The following is a 23,755-nucleotide window of genomic DNA, read 5'->3' on the forward strand; positions in this document are numbered from 1 at the left end:
AGCCCGCAACAGTTCGAGGACCAACACGCCCGGCAGATGGTCAAAACTGCGGCTTGACCCTGTCCGGTCCGAGGGGCGCACTCCATGAAGGGGGCTAAAAGCTTCCCTGTTACCCCCCGACTTTTCCATCAAGGAGTAGAACGATGAGCACATTCACCACCCATGACGGCACCGAGATTTTCTACAAGGATTGGGGCAAGGGCCAGCCGATCGTTTTCCATCACGGCTGGCCGCTCAGCGGCGACGATTGGGACAACCAGATGCTGTTCTTCCTCGAAAAGGGCTACCGCGTCATCGCACATGACCGCCGCGGCCACGGCCGCTCGTCGCAGACCGCGACTGGCAATGAGATGGACACCTACGCCGCCGACGTTGCGGCGCTGGCGGCGCATCTCGATCTCAGGGATGCGATCCACATCGGCCACTCGACCGGTGGCGGCGAGGTGGCGCGTTACGTCGCGCTTTATGGCGGCGGCGGCCGTGTTGCCAAGGCAGTGCTGATCGGCGCCGTGCCGCCGATCATGGTCAAGACCGACAGCAATCCCGGCGGCTTGCCGATCGAAGTCTTCGACGGTTTTCGTGCCGCCCTGGTCGCCAACCGCGCCCAGTTCTACAGGGATGTGCCGGCCGGCCCGTTTTATGGCTTCAACCGCGAGGGCGCCAAGGTCTCGCAAGGCGCCGTCGACAATTGGTGGCGCCAGGGCATGATGGGCGGAGCCAAGGCCCATTACGACTGCATCAAGGCGTTCTCGGAGACCGATTTCACCGACGATCTCAAGAAGATCGAGGTTCCCGTCCTGATCATGCACGGGGACGACGACCAGATCGTGCCGATCGCCGATTCCGCGCTGCTTGCGGCCAAGCTGGTGAAGCACGGCACGCTCAAGGTCTACAAGGGCCTGCCGCACGGCATGTGCACCACGCATCCGGAGATCATCAATCCGGATCTGCTGGCCTTCATCCAGGGCTGACGGCTTACATGTCGGACGGGCAGCGCGGGCCCGTGCTGTCCGTCCGTCGCTTAAACATGACCGGCGACGGGAGACACACTCGAGCGTGATCCGCTTGCCCTGCCGACGAGATTTGCTTGATGAATGGTCGGAGTGGAGAGATTCGAACTCCCGACCCTCTGGTCCCAAACCAGATGCGCTACCAGGCTGCGCTACACTCCGAACGGTCTGTTGCCTAGTGATTTCAGCCCGCCAAAGCAAGCGTAAAAAGCCATCGGCCTTGCTGCCGGCGGCATTGCGCAGTAATGACGGGCTAGTGCATGGCCAGAGAACAGTAATGTGGTCTCGGGGTCGTGTGCTTGCAACCAGCAATGAGGTGGTCATGTCAGCCCGCATTTTCAGCCCAGCCAAAACCGCGATGCAGTCCGGCAAGGCCAAGACCGGCTATTGGGTGCTGGAATTCGATCCGGAGCAGCGCAAGAAGATCGATCCGCTGATGGGCTACACCACGTCCGGCGACATGCGAAGCCAGATCAGGCTGACCTTCGACACCAGGGAAGAGGCGGTGGCCTATGCCGAGAAGGAAGGGCTCGCTTTTCGCGTCGAGGAGCCGAAGGAAATCAAGCGCCGCCAGATTTCCTATGCGGAGAATTTCCGCTATGACCGCAGGACGCCCTGGACGCATTGACGGCCATGCCGGCCCGTGCCGGCGCCAAGAACAAATCAGCCGGTCGTGCGGCCGGCCAGCGGTCCCGTAGCTCAGCTGGATAGAGCACCGGCCTTCTAAGCCGATGGTCACAGGTTCGAATCCTGTCGGGATCGCCAATATTTTCAGGGTCCATTCCGGACAGTTTCACTCGCCAGTCGCACAGGATCTCCAACACATGACAGCGATGGGCGCGGCGGCACTGCTGATCCTTGTCCTGACCTATGCCGGCGTCGCAATCGGCAGGATACCCGGGCTGCGCCTCGACCGGGCAGGGATCGCGCTGCTCGGCGGTGCGGCGATGATCGCCATCGGCGCGCTCGACATGGAGGACGCCTACCGCGCCATCAGCTTCGACACCATCACGCTTCTGCTCGGCATGATGATCGTCGTGGCGCATCTGAAAGTGTCGGGCGCCTTTCGCGCGCTCGGCGGGTTCGCCATCGAGCATGCGCATGCGCCGTTCATGCTGCTGGTGATGGTGACGCTGTTGACCGGCGTCCTGTCGGCGTTCCTGGTCAACGACGCCATCTGCCTGGTCATGGCGCCGATCGTCGTCCATGTCACCCGCGTCATCAACCGCAACCCGGTTCCCTATCTGATCGCCACCGCCACGGCCTCGAATTGCGGCAGCGTCGCCACCATCACCGGCAATCCGCAGAACATGGTCATCGGCGCGCTGTCGGGGATTTCCTATCCGGCCTTCTCGGCGGCGCTGGCGCCGGTCGCGGCGTTCGGCCTCGTCGCCGTCATCGTCATCATCCGCATCGTCTACCGCGCCGAATTTTCGCGCAAGGCCGAGCTCAGCCCCGAAGTCTATCGCGGCCGCATGCTGCCGGGGCAGGTGGTGAAGGCGGTGGTCGTCTGTGTCGGTTTGGCGATCGCCTTCTTCGCCGGCGTTCCAGTCGCCAAGGCAGCGCTGATCGGCGGCGCCATTCTTCTTTTGACCCGCGCCATCAAACCTGAGCGCATCTATCGCGAGATCGATGGGCCGCTGCTGTTCATGTTCGCCGGGCTGTTCATCGTCGTCGCCGGGGCGGAGAAGACATTGCTGACGCCCGACATTATCGCTTCGGCAAAAGACCTCGGGCTGAACGATGTCTGGCGGCTGTCTGGCTTCACCGCAGTGCTGTCCAACATCATGAGCAATGTCCCGGCCGTGCTGGCGCTGAAGCCGTTCGTGCCCGGACTGGAAGATCCCGAGCGGGCCTGGCTAGTCGTCGCCATGAGCTCGACGCTCGCCGGCAATTTCACGCTGCTCGGCTCGGTCGCCAATCTGATCGTTGCCGAGCACGCGCGGGTCTCCGGCAAACCGCTGGGCTTCATCGCCTTCTTCAAGGTCGGCCTTCCGTTGACGCTGGTCACGCTTCTTGTAGGGACGGCATGGCTGGCGGCCTAAAGCGCGTCGCATTCGACGGCCTCATGCGGCGCGCTTTAGGCTCTTGTTTTATGCATGTCGTTAACGCAAAACCGCTGCACACTTTTGCGCGACATGCAGTAGCCAGTCAGGGCGACGTCACCGTGAGATGGCCTTTCATGTTCGGATGGAAGCGGCAGAAATAACCGACCGATTCCGCCTTCTTCACCGTCAGGCTCGCTGCCTTCTTCGGCGGGATCGTCACTTCCCAACCGCCGTTGACGGTTGCCGTGTGGGCGAACACGTCCTTGTTCACCCACCTGATCGTGTCGCCGACCTTCGCCTCGATCTTTGCCGGCGAAAACACAAGCTTCTCGATCGTCACCTCAATGGTGTCGGCCTTGGCCGGCGCGGCACCCATGGCCAGTGCCAGCGCAACCCACAGATGCCGCCTCGACATCATCGGCCCAATCCTCACTTCAGCATGCCGGCGACGTGTTCGGCGTGCTGTTCGTGGCCCTGGAATATTTTCAGGCCGGTTTCCAGCAGGCTTTTCAGCTCGGCATTGCTGGCCGACGGAATCAGCAGTGTTTCGAGCGCGCCATTGACCTGCTTGTGGTAGGCAACTTCGCTGGCGACATAGGCCTTGTCGAACGCCGCGCCCTTGAGCTTGGCAAGCTTGGCACGTTCCTCGGCCGCCGCCTTGGTCAGCGCCTTGCTGGTCGGATTGTCCTCAGGCGTGACCTTGAGCTTCTTGACCAGGTCGAGAGCCTGTTTGTTGACCGCCTCGTGATCTCGCACCATGTCCTTGGCGAAATCCACGACCTCCTTGTTCTTCGATTTCTTCAGCGCCTGCTTGGCCGCCTCGACGTCAAGCACGCCCGCTGTGTAGGCGATATGTGCGATCTGCGGATCGGTCGGTTTGTCGGCAGCTTGCGACAAGGGCGCTGCGCTAAGCAGGAAAACTGCGGCCAGTGCCGTGGTCGATCGAATAAACATGATGCTCTCCTTCGCCCCGACGCGGAACCGCATCGGGCTTCGTTTTCAGTGATGCTCATTGGATGCAGGTCGCCGCCAAACGTTCCCGCGAAAATCGGCGCGGCCTATCCGGAAAGACCAAGCCGCTGCATCACGGCATTGGTCAGCCGTTCGCAGCGCCAGCCCGCGAAGGGAAAGGCGTCGAGCAGCACCGGGCCGATCTGGTCGTCCAGCGCCTTGCGCACCAGCGCGCGGGCGCGGTGCAGCCGGGTCTTGATGGTTTCTGGTCGCACGCCAAGCAGTTCGGCGGTTTCCTCGATGCTCAATCCCTCGATGACGCGCGCCACGAACACCATCCGGTAGACATCGGGAAGACTGTCGGTTGCCCGTTCGACAAGCTCAAGGATCTGCCGTTGCGCCATCGTCCGCTCCGGATCGTCGCTCGGGTTGAGGGGAAACCGGATGATTTCGGCTTGCGGGTTTTCAGGCATCGCTACCATTCGCCGCCTTTTGCGCAAGCGGCCGAGCGCTTCGTTGATGACGATACGCGATAGCCACGTGGCGAGCGAGGCATCGCCGCGAAAGGCCTCGAGATGGGCAAAGGCGCTGACATAGGCCTCCTGGACGATGTCCTCGGCCTCGCTGTCGTTACGCACGACGCCTCGGGCGATGCGGTAGAGCCTTTGGTTGTGCGTCTTGATGATGGTGCGGAACGCATCGCCATCACGTGCCAGCGCGCGGCCGACAAGCTGCATGTCGCCCGAAGCGGCGGGCGTTGCCGTCAACGCAGCAGGCATAGCCGATCTCCTGATAGGCTTCTCATCGCGACATTGGATGCATCGGCCGACAAAAGGTTCCCGACTGATCCCGCCGGCCAGCCTCAATCCGTGTCAAGGACTGGCAGAGGCTATTCTACCGCCTTCACCACACCGCCGCCTCTATTTTGTAGAGCCGTATCATCGCCCGATCGGTCGCCATGATATCGCTCAGGATCGCAATTTTTCCAGGCTGTTACGCCGATTTTCTGACTCAGTTTGAAAAGGTGCTGGCTCAGGCCCCAGCGGCCGCCGCCAGCCCGCGCGCCAGGTCGGCCTTCAAATCCCCTACATCCTCGAGCCCGATCTGCAGGCGCACCAGCGGCCCGTCATACGGGCCCTTGGCGATGGTGCGGTCGCCAAGGAATACCGGCACGGCAAGGCTCTCATAGCCGCCCCAGGAATAGCCGAGGCCGAAAAACTTCAACGCGTCGAGGAAGGCGTGCTGCTGCTTCTGTCCGCCGCCCGCGAGAACGATCGAGAAGATGCCGCTCGATCCGCAAAAATCGCGCTTCCATATGGCGTGGTCGGGATGGCTGGGCAGCCCCGGATGCAGCACCTGCGCCACGCCCGGCTGACCCTCCAGCCAGCCGGCGAGGGAAAGCGCGCTCTTTTGATGATGCTCCAGCCGCACGCCCATCGTGCGCAGGCCGCGCAGCACCTGGTAGACGTCGTCAGGCCCGGCGCAGCAGCCCATCGTGTTGAACGTCTCGCAAAGCTGCTTCCAGCAGTCCGCATTGGCCGACACGGTGCCGAGCAGCACGTCGGAATGGCCGGCCGGGTATTTCGTCGCCGCGTGGATCGAGATGTCGACGCCATGGTCGAGGGGGCGAAAGTAGAGCGGCGTCGCCCAGGTGTTGTCCATCATGACGATGGCGCCGTTGGCATGCGCTGCCTTGGCGATGGCCGGTATGTCCTGCACCTCGAAAGTGTTGGAGGCCGGCGATTCGGTGAACACCACCTTGGTGTTGGGCTTGATCAGCGCCGCGATGCCGGCGCCGATGCGCGGTTCGTAATACTCGACCTCGATGCCCAGCCGCTTCAGCATCGTGTCGGCGAAGTTGCGGGTCGGATGATAAACGGAATCGACGATCAGCAGATGATCGCCGGCCGACAGGAAGGCGAGCAGCGGCAGCGTCACCGCCGCCAGGCCGGACGGTACCGCGACCGTGCCTGCCGAACCTTCCAGCGCATCGATCGCGCTGTTCAGCGCATCGGTGGTCGGCGTGCCGCGCGTGCCGTAGGTGTATCTCTGGCTGCGTGAAGCCATCGCCGCCGCATTGGGATAGAGCACGGTCGAGGCATGCACCACCGGCGGATTGACGAAGCCGAAATAGTCATGCGGGTTGTTGCCGGAATGGGCGAGCCGCGTGTTGACGCCCATCTCGCTGTCGTCTTTTGCCATTGCTTTTCGTCCCATGGGTTGGTCGTTAGCCATAGTGCGGCGGCATTGGCCGCGCAACCGCACCGCACTCGCCAGGCCAAGGTCTTGAATATGCCAATTCAGCAGTGCGCCGAACATCCTCTGGGCGGCTGCCAGGTGCGCTTGGCAAGTCACGGGCGGACTTTGCCGGCTTTATTGGCGCGCTGACCAATTTCCGAGCGCGTTTATCTGCAATTTCAGGCATTTCGGGCGGTTCGTTTTCAAAGTCTTTCGGATTTGGTCATTTCCCTTGACCTCACAGGAATAATCGCCTTCGATGTTGTTCGTGAATGGGAGGCAGCGCGTCGGTTACGATGCGGGATTCCGATAACGGGCCGGGATACATAGCTGCGTTCACACGGGAAAAAGTCAGGTTCGCCTGAAAAAAACAGAAAAGGGTCAGTGGGTCATGAAACACATTGCAATCGGCGTTTTGGGCGCCGCCGCGTTTGGGTTCGCGGCTTCGGCGGCTTCGGCGGCCACGCTTGACGATGTCAAGGCGAAGGGCTTCATCCAATGCGGCGTCTCGACCGGTCTGGCCGGCTTCTCGGCGCCGGACGACAAGGGTGAGTGGCAAGGCATCGACGCGGACTTCTGTCGCGCGGTGGCGGCCGCCGTGTTCGGCGATGGCACCAAGGTGAAGTTTACGCCGCTCAGCGCCAAGGAGCGGTTTACCGCTCTGCAGTCGGGCGAGATCGACATCCTGTCGCGCAACACCACCTGGACCATCAATCGCGACACCGCACTCGGCCTGAACTTCATCGGCACGACTTATTATGACGGCCAGGGCTTCATGATCAACGCCAAGAAGCTTCCAGGCGTGAACTCGGCGCTGCAGCTTTCGGGCGCGGCGGTCTGCGTGCAGAGCGGCACCACGACCGAGCTCAACCTTGCCGACTATTTCAAGTCGAACAAGATGGAGTACAACCCGGTCGTCTTCGAAAAGCTGGAAGAGGTCAACGCCGCCTATGACGCCGGCCGCTGCGACGTCTACACGACCGACCAGTCGGGCCTCTATGGCATCCGCCTGACGCTGGGCGCGCCGGCCGACCATGTCGTGTTGCCCGAGATCATCTCCAAGGAACCGCTTGGGCCGGCCGTACGCCAAGGCGACGACCAATGGTACCACATCGTCAAGTGGACCTATTTCGCGTTGCTCGACGCCGAGGAGCTCGGCATCACCAAGGCCAATGTCGACGAGATGAAGAACTCGGATAGTCCCGAGATCAAGCGCGTGCTCGGCCAGGAAGCCGACACCAAGATCGGCACCGATCTCGGCGTCTCCAACGACTGGGTCGTCAACATCGTCAAGGCCGTCGGCAATTACGGCGAGATGTTCGAGCGCAATGTCGGCTCGGGCAGTCCGCTGAAGATCGCGCGCGGCATCAACGCGCTGTGGACCAAGGGTGGTCTGCAATACGCTCCGCCGATCCGCTGATCGAAAATGGATCCGGAAGGCAGATCGTCTGCCTTCCGGTCTCTCTTTCCAGGGGACTGTCGAATGGCATCGCAGGAAGTTCTTCGCGAGGAGCCAAGCCGCGGTTCCTTCATCAATGATCCTCGCGTCCGCGGCATATTCTTTCAAGCACTGGTCCTCGTCCTGCTGGTGGCGGGGGTCTGGTGGGTTACCCACAACGTCATCGTCAATCTGACGCGGCTGCACATCGCCTCCGGCTTCGGCTTCCTCAAGGGCCGCGCCGGTTTCGACATCAGCGAAAGCGCCATCGCTTATTCGTCGGATTCGACTTATTTCCGAGCCATCCTGGTCGGCTTCATCAACACCGTGATTGTGGCCGTCGTCGGCATCATCACCGCCACCATTATCGGTTTCATCGTCGGCATCGGCCGACTGTCGCGCAACTGGCTGATCAGGAAGATCTGCACGGTCTATGTCGAGGTCTTCCGCAACATCCCGCCGCTGCTGGTCATCTTCTTCTGGTATTCCGGCGTACTCGCCGTGCTGCCGCCGCCGCGCGAGAGCATCAATTTGCCGTTCGGCTCCTTTCTCAACCAGCGCGGCTTTTATTTTCCGCGCGCTGTCTGGGGCGAGGGCTCCTGGCTGATCCTGGTCGCTCTGCTCCTCGGCATCGCTATGGCCTGGTTCGTTGCGCGCAAGGCGCGACAGCGGCAGATGGCGACGGGTCAGCCATTCCCGGTGCTCTGGACATCCATAGCCTTGATCGTCGGCCTGCCGCTGCTGGCCTACGCGCTGAGCGGCTTTCCGCTGAGCTTCGAATTTCCAAAGCAGTCGACCTTCAACCTGGTCGGTGGCTTTCAGGTCAGGCCGGAGTTCCTGTCACTCTATCTGGCGTTGTCCTGTTATACCGCCGCCTTCATCGCCGAGATCGTGCGCGCCGGCATCAGGGGCGTCAGTACGGGCCAGACCGAGGCGGCCGCGGCACTCGGGCTGCGCTCGGGATCGATCCTCAGGCTTGTCGTCGTGCCGCAGGCGATGCGCATCGTTATTCCGCCGCTGACCAGCCAGTATCTGAACCTGACCAAGAACTCTTCGCTCGCCATCGCCATCGGCTATCCGGACCTGACGGCGACTGCCGGCACTGTCTTGAACCAGACCGGGCAGGCGGTCGAAGGCGTGGTGATCATGATGGCTGTCTATCTCGCGCTCAGCCTGATCACGTCGGCGATCATGAACGTCGTCAATGCCAGGATGGCGCTGGTGGAGAGGTAGGGCCATGCAGGAACACGACATGTCCTGGGTGCGGACGGAGATGACGCTGGCGCAGCCGGCGCCGTCGAGCGAGCGTGGCCTCACCGCCTGGATCCGCAAGAACCTGATTGCCACCACGGGCGACACCATCTTGACCATCGTCGGCATCGCGCTGGTTGCCATGATCCTGCCGCAGATCGTCAATTGGGCTTTCATCAACGCCCAGTGGACGGGACCGGACCGCACGGTCTGCGCCACCGTGGCGCAGGGCGGCATCCAGTCGGACGGCTGGACCGGCGCCTGCTGGGCTTTCGTCAACGCCAAGTTCGGCCAGTTCATGTTCGGCACCTATCCTGTCGAGGAGCGTTGGCGGCCGATCGTGGTGGCCATCCTGTTCGTGGCACTGCTGGTGCCTTTGCTCATACCGCGCGTACCGCGCAAAGGTCTGAACGCCATTCTTCTCTTCCTGGCGCTGCCGGTCGTCGCCTTCGTTCTGCTGGTCGGCGGCATGTTCGGCCTGCCGCATGTCGAGACGTCGCGTTGGGGTGGGCTGCTGGTGACGCTCAGCCTGTCCTTCGTCGGCATTGCCGTGTCGCTGCCGATCGGCATCGTGCTGGCGCTCGGCCGGCGCTCGAACATGCCGATCGTCAAGCTGCTGTGCGTGGTCTTCATCGAGACGGTACGCGGCATCCCGCTGATTACGGTGCTGTTCTTTGCCAGCGTGATGCTGCCGCTGTTTCTGCCGGCCGGCGTCAGCTTCGACAAGTTCCTGCGCGCGCTGATCGGCGTGTCGCTGTTTGCCGCCGCCTACATGGCCGAAGTGGTGCGCGGCGGCCTGCAGGCGATCCCCAAAGGCCAGTATGAGGGCGCCGACTCGCTCGGCCTCAGCTATTGGCAGAAGATGGGTCTGGTCGTCATGCCGCAGGCGCTGAAGCTGGTCATTCCCGGCATCGTCAACACCTTCATCGGCATGTTCAAGGACACCAGCCTGGTCATCGTCATCTCGATGTTCGACCTCCTCGGCATCGTCAAGCAGAACTTCTCCGACGCCAATTGGGCGACGCCGCAGACGGCCAGATCCGGCCTGGTGTTCGCGGCCTTCATCTTCTGGCTGTTCTGCTTCGGCATGTCGCGCTATTCAATGTACACGGAACGCCGTCTCGACACCGGCCACAAACGCTAAAAAAGGGGACCTTGTCATGGCCATAGAAAACGCCGTCAGCGCGGAAGAGATCAAGGTCAATGCCGCTAAGATGCACATTTCCACCACCGATGTCGCCATCGACATCATTGCCATGCACAAATGGTACGGCGAATTCCATGTGCTGAAGGACATCAATCTGAAGGTGATGCGCGGCGAGCGCATCGTCATCTGCGGCCCGTCTGGCTCCGGCAAATCGACGATGATCCGCTGCATCAACCGGCTGGAGGAACACCAGAAGGGCAAGATCATAGTCGACGGCAAGGAACTGACCAACGATCTGAAGAAGATCGACGAGGTGCGCCGCGAGGTCGGCATGGTGTTCCAGCACTTCAACCTGTTCCCGCATCTGACCATTCTGGAAAATTGCACGCTGGCGCCGATCTGGGTGCGCAAGATGCCGCGGAAACAGGCCGAGGAAATCGCCATGCATTTCCTCAAGCGCGTCAAGATCCCGGAACAGGCCAACAAATATCCCGGCCAGCTTTCCGGCGGCCAGCAACAGCGGGTGGCGATCGCCCGCTCGCTGTGCATGAACCCGCGCATCATGCTGTTCGATGAGCCGACCTCGGCTCTCGATCCGGAAATGATCAAGGAAGTGCTGGAGACGATGGTCGGGCTGGCCGAGGAAGGCATGACCATGCTCTGCGTCACCCACGAAATGGGCTTTGCGCGCAAAGTCGCCAACCGGGTGATCTTCATGGACCAGGGCCAGATCGTCGAGCAGAACACGCCGGCCGAGTTCTTCGACAACCCGCGCCATGAGCGCACGAAGCTGTTCCTGTCGCAGATCCTGCACTGATCCTGTACGCCGGTTCGGACAAGAGCGGCGGACCGGGCTCTCTGTCTTGCCGGCTTCGCGCGCATTCGACGAGCAGTTATGCTCGGGAGGATCTGCCCTTTGGTCGATGGCGAGCATCGGGAACTATCTTAGCACCCACAATCCTCCTGCGACGATCACCGCATATCGTGCAGCCTTGCCCAATGCGACAAGCATCACGAATATGCCGAGATGCATGCGGGCCGCGCCTGCCGCGACAGTGAAGGCGTCCCCGACGACCGGCAGCCAGGCGAATAGGAGCAGCCACGCGCCAAAGCGGCGAAAGCTCCGGCTGGCCCGCTGGTATCGTTCACGGGTGATGGGAAACCATCGTCTAGATTGCAGCGTATCGATGCCACGCCCCAGCGTCCAGTTCACCACCGAGCCGAGCGTGTTGCCGATTGTGGCGACCGCAAGCAGTAGCACCGGATCGCCACGGCCGCCGGCGATCAAGCCGGCGAGCACAACTTCCGATGAGACCGGCAAGATGGTTGCGGCTAGGAATGCGCTGGTGAACAGGGCGCCATAGATTGCCAGTGCAGCCACGTCGAGCGACCGGCTAGGCCTGCACGTCGACGACGCCCATCATGCCGAGCTGCTCGTGCTCCAGGATGTGGCAATGATACATCCTCCGCCCGGGGCGATCCTGGCGCAGCAAAAGCCGCATCGTTTCGCCGCGCGCCACGTTGACCGTGTCCTTCCAGGCGAGATAAGCCGGTTTCGAGACCTGCCCACCACGTTCGTGCTCGACCACTTGGAACTGCGTCCCGTGAACATGGAACGGATGGTCCATGTCGGCCTTGTTGACGATTTCCCAGAGCTCGACCTGTCCTGTTTTCGACACCACGTCGATGCGGCCCATGTCGAACGCCGCGCCGTTGATCAGGAAGCCCATCTGCATATCCGTCGCGCTCATCGTCGTCGTTTCGGTGAACACGAAACGCCGGCTGACGGCAGGGGTGCCAAGTTGCGCAATTGGTCGAAGCTTTTCCGGCAGCGGAGGAAACGTCTCTGCAGGCGTGTCCAAAACATTGACGGTAAGCAATGTCAGGCCTGCATCGGCGGGGCGGCCCGCGCCCATCCAGCCGCGATCGTAGTCGAGCGTGTTCAGGGTGACGGGGCCGCGCTTCTCAAACGAGACGATCAGTTCAAGGCGTTCCGCCGGGCTGAGCAGGACATCCTTGGCTGCCACCGGCGTCTCCAGCAGACCGCCATCGGTGCCGATGATCGTCATGGGTGCGCCGTCGAAGGAGAGCCGCAAAAAGCGTGCGTTAGTCGCGTTGTAGAACCGAAATCGCCGCTTTGTTCCAAACGGGACGGATAGCGCGGGATTTTTCTGTCCATTGACCAGCACGTGATCGCCGACGCGCCCGTTCATCAAATCGACCATGGTGTTGTCCGGCATGGTGCCGTCGGCGGCAAGGCGAAGGTCTGTGAACACCAGCACAGTGTCGCCATACTCGGCCGGGATCGGGTCCGCCTTCGGCTTGACCACGAACGCGCCGGCAAGTCCGCGATAGACCTGCTCGGCCGTCTTGCCGTGCGGATGCGGATGATACCAGTACGACCCCGCGCTTCCTTCGGGCAGTTCGAAGCTGTAGGTGCGCTCCGTGCCCGTCGCAACGGGGTCCATAGGATTGCCATCCTGGTCAGCTGGAACCGGCATGCCATGCCAATGGATGGTGCTCGTCTCTTCAGGAATTCGGTTCGTGAATGCAATCTCGACACGGTCGCCTTCAGTCACCTCGATCAATGGCCCCGGGCTCATACCATTGTATCCAAGGATTGGCGTGTCGAGCCCTTCTGCAAAGCGAACCATGGCGGGTTCAGCCGTGAGGTTTGCTCTGAACAGGCGGGGCGCATTGGCTTCATTGGCTAGCAGCGGCAACTCGCGCAACGCCTGGCCCTCAGGCAGCATGGTCGCGCTTTTTGGTGCCGCGCCCATGTCGTGGCCCGCGTGCCCCATATCCATGCCGGGCATCTCGTCCATCTTCATCTGGGCGATGGCGCGCGGGCTGGCGAGAACCGTGGCAACGCCTGCCGCCAGAAAACAGCGTCGATCCATGTGTTGTCTCCGAGATTAAGGTCACGCGCGTCGGCACGCGGTGTAACTCACGTGGCACGCTCCGTAGCCAGGTTGACACTAGCCTCGGTCACGTCATGCCGCCGTCCCCAGCGCCTTTCAAGCGGGCGACACAGGAGGCGGAGGTCATGCCCTCGATCCCAATCTGAATCGCGGGAGCGGAAACAGGCTCGGCTGGGTTATGAGCGACAGCGTTCATGGGTTTGCAGCTCCAACTGGGTAGCTGCGACACGATAAAGGTTCCCATCACGGGAAGGTCAAGGGGCAAATTTCGAGCGCTGCTTCGGCACGACAGCGATGATTTGAGCTGGCTCAAAAGCCCTTGACCTTCCTGTGATGGGAAGCCCCATAACAACCTCACTAGAGGAGAGCCGCAATGATAAGACTGACAGTTCCGGAAATGAGCTGCGGGCAGGCGTCATCAGATCAGTCGGTTACAACGAAAATTGGCCTGCCTGAACAGCGTACGGTCGGCGCGGATCATAAGCGCGCCTTCCGCGTTCATTTCCATTGGGAGTTGTATAACAAGCCGCGTGGGCGCGTGCGGCGGCAGGTCAAGGTTTCATCCTGATGCTCATCCAACCGATCGATTATTTTCTTGTCGTTTGGTTCGCGCTGGCGCTGGCTTCGACGCTTTATGTCGGCTTCGACCAATATCGCATCAATCCCGAGCCGTTTGTGATGAAATGGGGCTTCATCCTGGTCACCCTCTATATGGGTCCGCTCGGCTTGCTGCTTTACGTGCTCGCGGACAAGGAGCCACGGCCGGGCGAGCATGAGGTGTTCACCCGGCCGCTCTGGAAGCAGGGCGTCGGCTCCACCATCCACTGCGTCGCCGGCGATGCGACCGGCATCATTCTTGCCGCCGCCGTCACGGCGGCGCTCGGCCTGCCGATGTGGATCGACCTGATCGTCGAATATCTCGCCGGCTTTGCCTTCGGCCTGTTCATCTTCCAGTCGCTGTTCATGAAATCGATGATGGGCGGCACCTATTGGGAAAACGTACGCAAGAGCTTCCTGCCCGAGTTCATCTCCATGAACTTCATGATGGCCGGCATGGCACCGGTCATGAGCTTCCTGATGATGGGCCGCGACATGCGCGCGATGGAACCGACGGAGCTGCTGTTCTGGGGCGTGATGTCGATCGGCGTCATCGCCGGTTTTGCGCTTGCCTATCCGGCCAATGTCTGGCTGGTCGCCCGGGGGCTGAAACATGGGTTGATGACACAGCGCGCGCAGGCAGCCGGCATCGATGGTCGAGAGCAGCCTGCAACGAGGCAACATGTTCAGATGCAAATGCAGCAGGCCGACGCCAGTGGCCATCGCGGACAGCGCCACGATATGGCTTCCCACAAAGGCAAAGGCGGCGGCCATCACATGGAGACGGATGCCACGACGCCGCAGGTCGCTGCCCTGGGTGCCGTCTCCCTGCTGGCGCTCGCCATCGGCATGGTCGCGCCGGCAAACTGGCTGAACCTGACGCTGTCGGCACGCGACGTCGGCGGGGTGATCATGCCGCAAGGCATGATCATGGATCGCGACACGCCGGCCGATACAATGCGTGACATGGCCGCTACCGATCCACGCCTCGTGGCCGCCTCTTATGGCCTGACGGCAAGGGGCGACCAGGAACTGCCGTTTCGGATGGAGAACGGCATCAAGGTGTTCGAGCTCAGGCCTTCAGTGGTCCGCTGGCAGATCCTGCCGGACGTCGCGGTCGACGCCTATGCCTATAACGGCCAGATTCCCGGTCCGCGAATTCACATTCGCCAAGGCGATCGGGTCAGGATCAACGTCACCAACGGCCTGCCTGAGGAAACGACGGTGCATTGGCATGGCTTGATCCTGCCTAACCAGATGGATGGGCCGGCCGAGATCACCCAGGCGCCGATCGAGCCCGGGCAATCCTATTCATACGAATTCACCGCAACCCAGCACGGAACCTATTTCTATCATCCCCATGCCAAGCCGGACCGGACCCAGGCGCTCGGCCTCTACGGTGCGCTGATCATCGATCCCGCCAATCCTGCCGACGAGGTCGCGGCCGACCATGATTACGTCATCCAGCTTCAGGAATGGCTGGTGCGGGAAGGGCTGACCTACCCGTCGATGCCGATGGACGGCGGCATGCCGAATTTCTTCACCATCAACGGCAAGGCCTATCCCTCGACCGAGACGATCCCGATGAAGGTCGGCGAGACGCTCAAGGTGCGGTTCATCGGCACCAACAACGGCTTCATCCATCCGATGCATATCCATGGCGGACCGTTCGAGGTCGTTGCCCGCGACGGCGAGACGGTCCCCGCTTCGGGTCGTTTCCTTGCCGATACGATCAACGTCGGGCCGGGTCAGCGCTACGACGTGATCTGGAAGGCGCAGCGTCCGGGCAAATGGCTGATCCATTGCCACATCCCGCATCACACCACGAACAACAATGTCGAGGAGAAGGGCGGCGGCGGGCTGATGGTCGTGATCGATGTGACATGACTGGCGTCGCCTTGGCGCGTTCCATCCGCTGCACCGGACCGGACACCATGCAGTGGCTGAAACCATATTTCTCTTAAGCTGATGTGATCTGCCAGACAGCGACGCCGGCAAGGGCGAGACCGGCGGCGCCCTCGATGGCCCGGGAGATGTTTTCGAACAGCCGTGGCTGGCGCGCGAAAAACTGTACAAGCCGTTCCCGAAACACGATCGACAACACGGCGACGCAGGACAGCGTCAGCGCCACGCCGACCATCATGGTGATGGCAAACAGGACGCCCGCTGCCGGAACACCCCTGGACATCGCGAAAGTCATCGCGAAAAGCGTAAGCGGACATGGGATCAGGCCTGCCATGACGCCGACAGCCTCGCCCTCGTGCCTGTGATGATGGCTGTGGCTCAAAGCGCGCCAGAGCATCCAGACGCCAATGAGGCCGAGCAGCCCGCGACTGATGTGCTCCAGAAGCGGAGCGCGGCCGACGCTGCCCAATGCTATTGAGACCAGCGGCAGCGAGAGAGCCGCAATCAGAACGGCAATCGTCACATGCGTGAACGATAGCGTGATAGATACGAGCAGACCACGCGATACCTTCGCATCCGAACCGGCAAGATAAGTCGCCAGGACGGCCTTGCTGTGCCCGGGCGTCAGCGCATGGGCAGCCCCGAACACGACGCCCATCGGCAGGAAAGCCATGAACGCCAGCCAATTGCCTCCGGCCGCAAGCAGCTTGATCTGTTCGCCGAGCGTCAGATAGATCGTGCGCTGAAATTCGACGAGCGTCTGGAACATCGGACGAGACTAGCAGAAAATCGGCGAGCGTCAGTGCATGTGGCCGTGGTCATGCGTGTGCTCGTGAGGATGGTCGTTCTCTCCACGTACCGTTGAAAACCGCACATTCGCCTCAGCCAGGGCCGGCATATGCTGGGATAGTTCGTCCTTCAGCGCTGCGGCGATCTTGTTCGCCGCCGACAGCGGCAGGGTTTCGTCCGCGGCAATTGCGATGTCGGCGTGCAATCTATGACCGATCCAGCGCGCCTTGGCATCGACAATGCGTGCGCCCGGAACGTGCTCGGCGGCATGTCGGATTTCGTCCATCACACCGGGTTCGATTCCATCCAGCATGCGGGTCAGCACCGAGCGGGCCGATTGCCAGACGATACCGAAGATCGCAATCGTGATCAGCAGGCCGACGATCGGATCGGCCAAGGAAAAGCCGAGCCAGACGGCGATGGCTCCGATGATCACGGCAAGGCTGGTAAGTCCATCTGTGCGGGCGTGGTAGCCGTCGGCAATCAGTGCCGCGCTGTTGATTTCGCGACCGACGCGGATACGGAACACGGCAACCGCCTCGTTGCCGAGGAAGCCGACAATGCCCGCCGCAGTCAGCCAGCCCAGGTGTGTCACCACTTGTGGATTGATCAGCCTGTCGATGGCTTGGTAGGCAGCGACTACAGCGCTGAACAGGATGATGAGCACGATGATGATGCCGGCCAGATCCTCGACCCGGCCCAAGCCATAGGTGAAGATCCGCGACGGCTTGCGCCGCGCCAGCACGAACGCAATCCATAGCGGGATCGCCGTGGTCGCATCGCCGATGTTATGGATCGTGTCGGCCAGCAATGCCACGCTCCCCGACAACGCAACCACGACCATCTGCAATGCCGCGGTGATGGCCAGGATCACGAACGACCATTTGATTGCCCAGATGCCCCGGTCGGTGGTGGCAATTGTCGCGTCGATGACCCCATGGCTGTGACCGTGCGGACCGTGACCGCCGTGATGATGTGCGGCGTGCGAGCCGAACCCGAGCCAGTCCAGAATGCGGGCTACGATGGCATTCATAGATACTTCGCCAGCTGCTTGAGTTCCGCCAGCGAGTTGCCGCCGGTTTCGACGCTGTCCGTCAGGCAATGCTCGATGTGATCGTTGATCAGCTCGCGCTTGGCGCTGCTGATGGCCCTTTCGACGGCATGAAGCTGCTGCGCCAGATCAACGCAAGGGCGATGCGCCTCGATCATCGCCAGCACCGCCGCAAGGTGGCCTTGCGCGCGCTTCAGGCGCTTTATGATGGAAGGATGCGAGGCGTGGAGGTGATCTGACATGCCTCAGCATATCCTCCCGGGGGAGGATACGCGTCAAGCGCTTTGTCAGTGGCACAACTCCGGAGGGGCTTCACCTTGAGCATTGCTTGTTCTATGCCTTTCCCATGAAGAAGCTTGCCCGTTTTCTTGGCCTGCGGGTCGTTGCAGCAGTCCTTGCGGTGGCATTGGGCACACTGCTGCCGCGCCCGCTCTGGCCGGCGGCAGTTGCCGATCCGATCGGCTCAAGCCACCGCATCCTGGTGCTGAAAAATCCGATCCACACCGACATCGCCATCCCGGTCGACGACGATATGCGCCGGCGCTTCCATTTCCTGGTCGATGCCGGCATTCCAGCAGACATGGCGGAGGTCCGCTACATCGTCTTCGGCTGGGGCGGCCGCGCCTTCTATCTGGAGACGCCGACCTGGTCGGAGCTGAAGGCGGTGCCGGTGATGAAGGCGCTGACGGTCGACGCCTCGGCAATGCATGTCGACATTTCAGGCGAAATCGCCGAGCCGCATCCCGACGTCGCCGGCTTCGACATCGGCGAGGAGCGGTTTACGGCGCTGCTCGATTACATTGCGGCAAGCTTCCGGCAGGGACCGAACGGGGCCATGCCGATCGAGAATGCGGCGTATTCCCGTTTCGATCGGTTCTTCGAAGCCAATGGCCATTTCAACGCGCTGGTCGGCTGCAACACCTGGGCGGCGGCAGCACTGCGCACCGCCGGCCTGCGCACTGGCTGGTGGAACCCGCTGCCGGCCTCGCTCGGCCTGTCGATGCGGCTTTACAATTGACAAGGCGACTTAGGACCGCCGAGCGTCCAACGCCCGCCAGCCATAGAGCCAGTCGAGATCGGCGGCGAGTTTTTCGGGCGAGCGCATCGCCAGGAACAGGTTGCGGGCCATCGCCACCGGCCCGGCCGCATGCCAGGCGAGGCGGTTGAGGACGCCGCGGCGGGCGACCTGGGCGACGCGCGGCCGCCGCGCCTGTTCCCAGGCGACAAGCGCGCTGCTGAGATCGGCAGGCGAGGTGGCAACGAAACCGGCAAGGGTTACCGCGTCCTCGATCGCCATCGCCGCGCCCTGTGCGGCAAACGGCGTCATCGCATGCGCCGCATCGCCGATCAGCGCGATGCCTTCCGGCGTCGTCCACCGCCGCTGCTCGACGGTGTGGATCGGCCATGCCGTCCATGGCGCGGCCTCGCTCGCCAGACGGACCAGCGCCGGCGCGGTACCGCGCATGGCGCTGGCGAGGATGGCGGGGTCGGCATGCCCCGACCAGCCCTCGGCGATGCGCTCGCCCTTTGTGAAGGCAGCGAGGTTGAAGGCAGTGCCACGGCTGACCGGATAGGCGACCATATGGAAGCCGGAATAGAGGAATGCAGTAACACATTCGGGCGCACCGATCGCCGCAAAGGTTTGTCCAGCGGGGCTGTCGGCGGCCACCGTGGCGCGCCAGGCAAGCTCGCCCGAAAACCGGCTTCTCCGGAAATCGGCTGCGTTGCGGGCAAGCGTTTCTCGCACCGACGACCAGACGCCATCGGCGCCGATCAAAAGACAGCCAGCCTCGACCGTGTCGCCATCAGCCGATGCAGTGACGGTAACACCTTTCGATCCGGCTGCGATGTCGGTCACCCGCGCGCCGGCGATCAGATCGATACCGGGCTGCTCCGAAACTCGCTGCATCAGCGCTGACTGCAGATCCGCGCGGTGGGCAACGAGATAGGGCGCTTCCCAGCGCGTTTCGGCCGCCTGGCCAAGCGGTACGCGCGCCAGCTTGCGCAGCGTGGCGGCATCCTTGAGCACGACCGCCTCCGGCTGCACCGCCGTCGCCAGCAGCCGATCGAGTACGCCGAGCTGCCGTAGGATGCGCGTCGCGTTGGGCGAAAGCTGGATACCGGCGCCGGCAGCCTCGAGGTGCTGCGCCTGTTCGAACAGTTTTATCCGATAGCCGCGCTCGGCGAAGGCCAGTGCCGCGGTCAGCCCGGCGACGCCCGCCCCGGCGATGACCACCTGCCGGGACTGCGTTTCCTGCATCAGGCTTGTCGCGGAAGAATCAGGCGGCCTGGTCGAGATAGAGGCAGCCCGGCGGCTGCGTTTCCAACGCCTTCAGCTTCGGCGAATAGCGATAGAGCGTCGAACAATACGGGCAGACTTTTTCATTGTCGTCGCCCATGTCGAGAAATACATGGGGGTGGTCGAAAGGCGGATTGGCGCCGGTGCACATGAATTCCTTGACGCCGATGTCGATTGCCGGATAGCCCGCATCGTTCTGGAAATGGGGAATGGAACCGCCTGCCATCGTCGTCTCCTGATCTTGTCGATTGCATCTGGATCATAACCCGTCGCTTTGCAAGATCGATGAAATGAAACTGTCGCAAAAGCCTGTCAGAGGATAAGTTAAGCCGGTTTAAGGCTATGGTCGTCGAACGGTGTGGGAAGAGCGGAAACCATGAACGAACTGAAGCCGGTGCAGAACGAATTCATCACCGTCGAGGCGGCGAGCCGCGAAGGCGGCAATCCCGACCGCTTCGTCAACCGCGAGTTTTCCTGGCTGCAATTCAACCGGCGCGTGCTCGAAGAGTCGCTGAACGCGAATCATCCGCTGCTCGAGCGTGTTCGTTTCCTGTCGATATCGGCCGCCAACCTCGACGAGTTCTTCATGGTCCGCGTCGCCGGTCTTGCCGGCCAGGTCCGCGAGGGCATCGTGCTGAAGAGCCCGGACGGACGCACGCCCGAGCAGCAGCTTGAACAATTGCTGCGCGAGGTCGAGCGCCTGCAGGAGGACCAGCAGAAAAGCCTTTCGGCGCTGATGCTGCTCCTCGACAAGGAAGGCATCGAGAGCATCACCCGCGAGGCGCTGAGCAAGGACGAGAAGATCTGGCTGGAGGACCATTTCCAGGAGCAGGTATTTCCGGTGCTGACGCCGCTGTCGATCGACCCGGCGCATCCGTTCCCGTTCATTCCCAATCTCGGTTTTTCGATGGCGCTGCAATTGCGCCACCGTAAGAACGGCGAGGAAATGAGCGCGCTTTTGCGCCTGCCGGTGGCGCTGAGGCGCTTCATCCGCTTGCCGGATCGCAAGCGCCATGTCCGCTTCATCCCGCTCGAGGAGGCGGTCGGCCTTTATATCGGCAAGCTGTTCCCAGGCTATGAGGTCAAGGGCTCCGGCACGTTCCGTATAATCCGCGACAGCGATATCGAGGTCGAGGAAGAGTCCGAGGATCTGGTGCGCCTGTTCGAGACGGCGCTGAAGCGGCGCCGCCGCGGTTCGGTTATCCGCATCGAATTCGACCGGCTGATGCCGCCCGAACTGCGCGACTTCGTCGCCGGCGAGCTCGGCGTCTCGGCAAGCCGGATCAGCGTGCTCACCGGTCCGCTGGCGCTCAGCCAGATCTCGGAGATCGTCGCCGTCGCCCGCGACGATCTGAAATTCACCCCCTACAATCCCCGCTTTCCCGAGCGCATCCGCGAGCATGGCGGCGATTGCTTTGCCGCCATCCGCGAGAAGGACATCATCGTCCACCACCCCTACGAATCCTTCGACGTGGTGGTGCAGTTCCTGCGCCAGGCGATGGCCGATCCGGAAGTGGTGGCGATCAAGCAGACGCTCTACCGCACCTCCAACGACAGCCCGATCGTGCGCGCTCTGGTCGACGCCGCCGAGGCCGGCAAGTCGGTGACCGCGCTGGTCGAACTCAAGGCGCGCTTCGACGAGGAGGCCAACATCCGCTGGGCCCGCGACCTCGAGCGCGCCGGCGTCCAGGTCGTCTTCGGCTTCCTCGAACTGAAGACCCATTCGAAAATGTCGCTGGTCGTGCGGCGCGAGGATGGCAGGCTGCGCAATTACGTGCATCTCGGCACCGGCAACTACCACCCGGTCACCGCGCGCATCTACACCGACCTGTCCTTCTTCACCACCGCCCCGACGATCGCGCGCGATGTCGCCCAGCTGTTCAACTTCATCACCGGCTATGCCGAGCCGGCCGAGCAGATGCGGCTGGCCATATCGCCGTTCACGCTGCGCGACCGCATCCTCAAGCACATTTCGGACGAGATCAGTCACGCGCTGGAGGGCAGGCCCGCCCGCATCTGGATGAAGATGAACGCCTTGGTCGACCCGATCATCATCGATGCCCTCTATGATGCCAGCCGCGCCGGCGTCGAGATCGATCTCGTCGTGCGCGGCATCTGCTGCCTGAGGCCGCAGGTGCCCGGCCTGTCGGAGAACATAAGGGTGAAATCGATCGTCGGCCGCTTCCTCGAACACAGCCGCATCTATTGCTTCGGCAACGGCCACGGCCTGCCCTCGGACGGGGCGATCGTCTACATCTCCTCGGCCGATTTGATGCCGCGCAATCTCGACCGCCGTGTCGAGACGATGGTGCCGATCACCAATCCAACTGTGCACGAACAGGTGCTCGGCCAGATCATGCTCGGCAACATCATGGACAACCAGCAAAGTTTCGACGTATTGGCTGACGGAACCTCCCGGCGCGTCGTGCTGGAAGAGGGCGAGGAACCGTTCAACGCGCAGGAATATTTCATGACCAATCCGAGCCTGTCCGGACGGGGCGATGCGTTGAAGTCGCATGCGCCCAAGCGCATCGCGCAGTTCAAGCGCCGCAAGAAACAGAACGCAGCGACGGGCTGATGATTTCAGCATCCCAGGGCCGGCTCCAGGACCGCCGACCGCTGTCCATCATCGATATCGGGTCGAACTCGATCCGTCTTGTCATCTATGAGGGGCTGGCGCGCTCGCCGACCTTGCTGTTCAACGAAAAGATGCTGGCCGGCCTCGGCCGCGGCATCGTTTCGACCGGAAAACTCGATCCCGAGGCGGTGACGCGCTCGATGGAAGAGTTCCGCCGCTTCCGCGCGCTCTCCGACCAGGCCGGCGCCCAGCGCATGTATGTGCTGGCGACCGCCGCCGCCCGCGAGGCGGTCAACGGCCCCGACTTCATCCACCGCGCCGAGGATGTGCTCAAGACCGAGATCCAGGTGCTGAGCGGCCGCGAGGAAGCCCATTATTCGGCGCTCGGCGTCATTTCCGGTTTCCATCCGGCCAACGGCATCGCCGGCGATCTTGGCGGCGGCAGCCTCGAATTGATCGACATTGACGGTGAGACGATCGGTGACGGCATCACGCTGCCGTTGGGCGGCCTGCGCCTGCAGGACATGGCGAAGAACTCGCTGACCCAGGCGGCAAGGATCACGCGCGAGCAACTGGCGCGGGCGAAATTGCTGAAGGGCGGGCAGGGCAGGGCGTTCTACACGGTCGGCGGCACCTGGCGAAACCTCGCCCGGCTGCACATGGAAATGACCAACTACCCGCTCGGCGTCATGCACCATTACGAGATCGGCATCGAAAGCGCCGCGAACTTCCTCCGGCAGGTCGCCAAGGCCGAGATCGACAAGGTCAAAGGCATCGAGGGCATCTCCAAGAACCGCCGCTCGCTGCTGCCCTATGGCGCCATCGTGCTGCAGGAGATCATGGCGGCGATGCAGCCGTCGAAGATCATCGTGTCGGCGCTGGGCGTGCGCGAGGGCTTTCTCTACTCGCTGCTCGACAAGGCCGAGCAGAAGGCCGATCCGCTGATCTCGGCGGCGGAAGAGCTTGCCCGCCTGCGCTCGCGCTCGGTCGACCACGCGCATGAGCTTGTCGAGTGGACCGGCAAGGCCTTCGCTGCCTTCGGCATCGACGAAACCAGGGACGAGGCGCGCTACCGCCACGCCGCCTGCCTGCTCGCCGATATCGGCTGGCGTGCCCATCCCGAATATCGCGGCAAGCAATCGCTCAACATCATCGCCCACGCCTCGTTCATCGGCGTCGACCATCCCGGCCGCGCCTTCCTGGCGCTTGTCAGCCTGTTTCGCCACGAGGGCGTGTTCAATGAAGCCGCTCCGGAAATCCGCGGGCTGGCGACACCGCGCTATCTCGAACGGGCCCGCGTGCTGGCCGCGCTGCTGCGCGTCGTCTATTTGCTGAGCGCGGCAATGCCCGGCGTCATGCCGCGACTGAAATGGGAAAACCGCGGCAATGGCGTGCTGGCGCTGGTGCTGCCGGCAGCGCTGGCCGATCTTTACGGCGAGCGGCCGGCCGGCCGGTTGGCACAGGTGGCAAAGGTCACCAACCGCCGGCTGGTGCTGGCGGTCGAGGGCGGGCCTAGTATTTCAGTGAAGTAG

23 protein-coding genes and 2 tRNA genes are annotated in these 23,755 nt (G+C 62.5%); 13 read left to right on the forward strand and 12 right to left on the reverse strand.

Annotation, left to right across the window (positions count from 1 at the left end; all coding sequences use genetic code 11):
• The first annotated feature begins 143 nt into the window (after positions 1-143).
• A complete protein-coding gene (locus tag NKI58_RS31485; protein WP_352578290.1) occupies positions 144-971 on the forward strand; it encodes an alpha/beta fold hydrolase in 828 nt (275 codons plus the stop codon).
• 124 nt (positions 972-1,095) lie between these two features.
• Here the strand turns inward: NKI58_RS31485 and NKI58_RS31490 are convergent.
• Positions 1,096-1,172 (reverse strand) — tRNA-Pro (locus NKI58_RS31490).
• A gap of 160 nt (positions 1,173-1,332) precedes the next feature.
• Here NKI58_RS31490 and NKI58_RS31495 point away from each other — a divergent pair.
• The 3 genes from NKI58_RS31495 to NKI58_RS31505 all read left to right on the forward strand — a co-directional run bounded on the left by NKI58_RS31495 (position 1,333) and on the right by NKI58_RS31505 (position 3,055).
• On the forward strand, positions 1,333-1,638 hold the full coding sequence (locus NKI58_RS31495; protein WP_023677641.1) for an ETC complex I subunit: 306 nt from the start codon (positions 1,333-1,335) through the stop codon (positions 1,636-1,638).
• 60 nt (positions 1,639-1,698) lie between these two features.
• Positions 1,699-1,775 (forward strand) — tRNA-Arg (locus NKI58_RS31500).
• Positions 1,776-1,834: 59 nt separating this feature from the next.
• Positions 1,835-3,055 carry an anion transporter gene (locus tag NKI58_RS31505; RefSeq protein WP_352786021.1) on the forward strand — a complete coding sequence of 407 codons (1,221 nt, stop codon included), beginning with the start codon at positions 1,835-1,837 and terminating at the stop codon, positions 3,053-3,055.
• A gap of 106 nt (positions 3,056-3,161) precedes the next feature.
• On the opposite strand, the gene NKI58_RS31510 is transcribed toward NKI58_RS31505, so the two are convergent.
• The 4 genes from NKI58_RS31510 to NKI58_RS31525 form a co-directional block, all read right to left on the reverse strand.
• The gene (locus tag NKI58_RS31510; protein WP_352786093.1) at positions 3,162-3,473 is read right to left on the reverse strand and encodes a cupredoxin domain-containing protein; all 312 of its coding nucleotides are present in this window, start codon (positions 3,471-3,473) and stop codon (positions 3,162-3,164) included.
• A 14-nt stretch (positions 3,474-3,487) separates the two neighbouring features.
• The gene (locus NKI58_RS31515) at positions 3,488-4,012 is read right to left on the reverse strand and encodes a DUF4142 domain-containing protein (RefSeq protein WP_023677638.1); all 525 of its coding nucleotides are present in this window, start codon (positions 4,010-4,012) and stop codon (positions 3,488-3,490) included.
• 104 nt (positions 4,013-4,116) lie between these two features.
• Entirely contained in the window at positions 4,117-4,788 is a 672-nt protein-coding gene (locus tag NKI58_RS31520; RefSeq protein WP_352786023.1) for an RNA polymerase sigma factor, read from the reverse strand.
• Positions 4,789-5,041: 253 nt separating this feature from the next.
• A complete protein-coding gene (locus tag NKI58_RS31525; protein ID WP_352786026.1) occupies positions 5,042-6,211 on the reverse strand; it encodes a cystathionine beta-lyase in 1,170 nt (389 codons plus the stop codon).
• 427 nt (positions 6,212-6,638) lie between these two features.
• On the opposite strand from NKI58_RS31525, the gene NKI58_RS31530 reads away from it, so the two are divergent.
• From NKI58_RS31530 to NKI58_RS31545, 4 genes are all read left to right on the forward strand, one after another.
• The gene (locus NKI58_RS31530) at positions 6,639-7,667 is read left to right on the forward strand and encodes an amino acid ABC transporter substrate-binding protein (RefSeq protein WP_254820740.1); all 1,029 of its coding nucleotides are present in this window, start codon (positions 6,639-6,641) and stop codon (positions 7,665-7,667) included.
• A 63-nt stretch (positions 7,668-7,730) separates the two neighbouring features.
• The gene (locus NKI58_RS31535; RefSeq protein WP_352452783.1) at positions 7,731-8,918 is read left to right on the forward strand and encodes an amino acid ABC transporter permease; all 1,188 of its coding nucleotides are present in this window, start codon (positions 7,731-7,733) and stop codon (positions 8,916-8,918) included.
• A gap of 4 nt (positions 8,919-8,922) precedes the next feature.
• Positions 8,923-10,080, forward strand: a complete 1,158-nt coding sequence (locus NKI58_RS31540) for an amino acid ABC transporter permease (RefSeq protein ID WP_352707815.1) — start codon at positions 8,923-8,925, stop codon at positions 10,078-10,080.
• Between the two features lie 70 nt (positions 10,081-10,150).
• On the forward strand, positions 10,151-10,900 hold the full coding sequence (locus tag NKI58_RS31545; protein WP_502896914.1) for an amino acid ABC transporter ATP-binding protein: 750 nt from the start codon (positions 10,151-10,153) through the stop codon (positions 10,898-10,900).
• Between the two features lie 123 nt (positions 10,901-11,023).
• Here the strand turns inward: NKI58_RS31545 and NKI58_RS31550 are convergent, their stop codons facing one another.
• Positions 11,024-11,464 carry a YqaA family protein gene (locus tag NKI58_RS31550; RefSeq protein ID WP_352786030.1) on the reverse strand — a complete coding sequence of 147 codons (441 nt, stop codon included), beginning with the start codon at positions 11,462-11,464 and terminating at the stop codon, positions 11,024-11,026.
• A gap of 13 nt (positions 11,465-11,477) precedes the next feature.
• Positions 11,478-12,908: a multicopper oxidase family protein gene (locus NKI58_RS31555; RefSeq protein ID WP_352786032.1), complete on the reverse strand. Its 1,431-nt coding sequence runs from the start codon at positions 12,906-12,908 to the stop codon at positions 11,478-11,480.
• A gap of 469 nt (positions 12,909-13,377) precedes the next feature.
• Between NKI58_RS31555 and NKI58_RS31560 the strand changes: the two genes are divergently transcribed.
• Both NKI58_RS31560 and NKI58_RS31565 read left to right on the forward strand, forming a co-directional pair.
• Positions 13,378-13,572: a hypothetical protein gene (locus NKI58_RS31560; protein ID WP_352707819.1), complete on the forward strand. Its 195-nt coding sequence runs from the start codon at positions 13,378-13,380 to the stop codon at positions 13,570-13,572.
• The gene (locus tag NKI58_RS31565) at positions 13,572-15,488 is read left to right on the forward strand and encodes a multicopper oxidase domain-containing protein (RefSeq protein WP_352786034.1); all 1,917 of its coding nucleotides are present in this window, start codon (positions 13,572-13,574) and stop codon (positions 15,486-15,488) included. Before NKI58_RS31560 ends, NKI58_RS31565 begins: the two co-directional genes overlap by 1 nt.
• Before the next feature lie 73 nt (positions 15,489-15,561).
• Here the strand turns inward: NKI58_RS31565 and NKI58_RS31570 are convergent, their stop codons facing one another.
• From NKI58_RS31570 to NKI58_RS31580, 3 genes are read right to left on the reverse strand one after another with little or no spacing between them, the layout of a single operon-like run.
• Positions 15,562-16,275: a HoxN/HupN/NixA family nickel/cobalt transporter gene (locus NKI58_RS31570; RefSeq protein WP_352707821.1), complete on the reverse strand. Its 714-nt coding sequence runs from the start codon at positions 16,273-16,275 to the stop codon at positions 15,562-15,564.
• Positions 16,276-16,305: 30 nt separating this feature from the next.
• Positions 16,306-17,328 (reverse strand): cation diffusion facilitator family transporter, encoded by a 1,023-nt coding sequence (locus tag NKI58_RS31575; RefSeq protein ID WP_502896911.1) that lies wholly within the window; start codon positions 17,326-17,328, stop codon positions 16,306-16,308.
• Positions 17,325-17,588 (reverse strand): metal-sensing transcriptional repressor, encoded by a 264-nt coding sequence (locus NKI58_RS31580; RefSeq protein ID WP_023719742.1) that lies wholly within the window; start codon positions 17,586-17,588, stop codon positions 17,325-17,327. Before NKI58_RS31580 ends, NKI58_RS31575 begins: the two co-directional genes overlap by 4 nt.
• A gap of 104 nt (positions 17,589-17,692) precedes the next feature.
• On the opposite strand from NKI58_RS31580, the gene NKI58_RS31585 reads away from it, so the two are divergent.
• The gene (locus tag NKI58_RS31585; protein ID WP_352786038.1) at positions 17,693-18,364 is read left to right on the forward strand and encodes a TIGR02117 family protein; all 672 of its coding nucleotides are present in this window, start codon (positions 17,693-17,695) and stop codon (positions 18,362-18,364) included.
• Positions 18,365-18,373: 9 nt separating this feature from the next.
• Here NKI58_RS31585 and NKI58_RS31590 read toward each other — a convergent pair whose 3' ends face one another.
• Together NKI58_RS31590 and NKI58_RS31595 are read right to left on the reverse strand one after the other, a co-directional pair.
• Positions 18,374-19,606 carry an FAD-dependent monooxygenase gene (locus NKI58_RS31590; RefSeq protein WP_352786041.1) on the reverse strand — a complete coding sequence of 411 codons (1,233 nt, stop codon included), beginning with the start codon at positions 19,604-19,606 and terminating at the stop codon, positions 18,374-18,376.
• 19 nt (positions 19,607-19,625) lie between these two features.
• Positions 19,626-19,871: a zinc-finger domain-containing protein gene (locus NKI58_RS31595; RefSeq protein ID WP_023677627.1), complete on the reverse strand. Its 246-nt coding sequence runs from the start codon at positions 19,869-19,871 to the stop codon at positions 19,626-19,628.
• A gap of 150 nt (positions 19,872-20,021) precedes the next feature.
• Here NKI58_RS31595 and NKI58_RS31600 point away from each other — a divergent pair, with 150 nt between their 5' ends.
• Positions 20,022-22,223, forward strand: coding sequence for an RNA degradosome polyphosphate kinase (locus NKI58_RS31600; protein ID WP_352707823.1), 2,202 nt, complete (start codon positions 20,022-20,024; stop codon positions 22,221-22,223).
• Entirely contained in the window at positions 22,223-23,755 is a 1,533-nt protein-coding gene (ppx, locus tag NKI58_RS31605; RefSeq protein WP_352786045.1) for an exopolyphosphatase, read from the forward strand. The genes NKI58_RS31600 and ppx overlap by 1 nt, the downstream gene beginning before the upstream one ends.

The organism is Mesorhizobium sp. M0522, assembly GCF_040321085.1.
GTDB lineage: Bacteria > Pseudomonadota > Alphaproteobacteria > Rhizobiales > Rhizobiaceae > Mesorhizobium.

Bases quoted from the DNA above. Each gene is read 5' to 3' on its own strand.
- NKI58_RS31485 (WP_352578290.1), top strand. From the start codon at position 144: ATGAGCACATTCACCACCCATGACGGCACCGAGATTTTCTACAAGGAT.
- NKI58_RS31495 (WP_023677641.1), top strand. From the start codon at position 1,333: ATGTCAGCCCGCATTTTCAGCCCAGCCAAAACCGCGATGCAGTCCGGC.
- NKI58_RS31505 (WP_352786021.1), top strand. From the start codon at position 1,835: ATGACAGCGATGGGCGCGGCGGCACTGCTGATCCTTGTCCTGACCTAT.
- NKI58_RS31510 (WP_352786093.1), bottom strand. From the start codon at position 3,473: ATGTCGAGGCGGCATCTGTGGGTTGCGCTGGCACTGGCCATGGGTGCC.
- NKI58_RS31515 (WP_023677638.1), bottom strand. From the start codon at position 4,012: ATGTTTATTCGATCGACCACGGCACTGGCCGCAGTTTTCCTGCTTAGC.
- NKI58_RS31520 (WP_352786023.1), bottom strand. From the start codon at position 4,788: ATGCCTGCTGCGTTGACGGCAACGCCCGCCGCTTCGGGCGACATGCAG.
- NKI58_RS31525 (WP_352786026.1), bottom strand. From the start codon at position 6,211: ATGGCAAAAGACGACAGCGAGATGGGCGTCAACACGCGGCTCGCCCAT.
- NKI58_RS31530 (WP_254820740.1), top strand. From the start codon at position 6,639: ATGAAACACATTGCAATCGGCGTTTTGGGCGCCGCCGCGTTTGGGTTC.
- NKI58_RS31535 (WP_352452783.1), top strand. From the start codon at position 7,731: ATGGCATCGCAGGAAGTTCTTCGCGAGGAGCCAAGCCGCGGTTCCTTC.
- NKI58_RS31540 (WP_352707815.1), top strand. From the start codon at position 8,923: ATGCAGGAACACGACATGTCCTGGGTGCGGACGGAGATGACGCTGGCG.
- NKI58_RS31545 (WP_502896914.1), top strand. From the start codon at position 10,151: ATGCACATTTCCACCACCGATGTCGCCATCGACATCATTGCCATGCAC.
- NKI58_RS31555 (WP_352786032.1), bottom strand. From the start codon at position 12,908: ATGGACGAGATGCCCGGCATGGATATGGGGCACGCGGGCCACGACATG.
- NKI58_RS31560 (WP_352707819.1), top strand. From the start codon at position 13,378: ATGATAAGACTGACAGTTCCGGAAATGAGCTGCGGGCAGGCGTCATCA.
- NKI58_RS31565 (WP_352786034.1), top strand. From the start codon at position 13,572: ATGCTCATCCAACCGATCGATTATTTTCTTGTCGTTTGGTTCGCGCTG.
- NKI58_RS31570 (WP_352707821.1), bottom strand. From the start codon at position 16,275: ATGTTCCAGACGCTCGTCGAATTTCAGCGCACGATCTATCTGACGCTC.
- NKI58_RS31575 (WP_502896911.1), bottom strand. From the start codon at position 17,328: ATGAATGCCATCGTAGCCCGCATTCTGGACTGGCTCGGGTTCGGCTCG.
- NKI58_RS31580 (WP_023719742.1), bottom strand. From the start codon at position 17,588: ATGTCAGATCACCTCCACGCCTCGCATCCTTCCATCATAAAGCGCCTG.
- NKI58_RS31585 (WP_352786038.1), top strand. From the start codon at position 17,693: ATGAAGAAGCTTGCCCGTTTTCTTGGCCTGCGGGTCGTTGCAGCAGTC.
- NKI58_RS31590 (WP_352786041.1), bottom strand. From the start codon at position 19,606: ATGCAGGAAACGCAGTCCCGGCAGGTGGTCATCGCCGGGGCGGGCGTC.
- NKI58_RS31595 (WP_023677627.1), bottom strand. From the start codon at position 19,871: ATGGCAGGCGGTTCCATTCCCCATTTCCAGAACGATGCGGGCTATCCG.
- NKI58_RS31600 (WP_352707823.1), top strand. From the start codon at position 20,022: ATGAACGAACTGAAGCCGGTGCAGAACGAATTCATCACCGTCGAGGCG.
- ppx (WP_352786045.1), top strand. From the start codon at position 22,223: ATGATTTCAGCATCCCAGGGCCGGCTCCAGGACCGCCGACCGCTGTCC.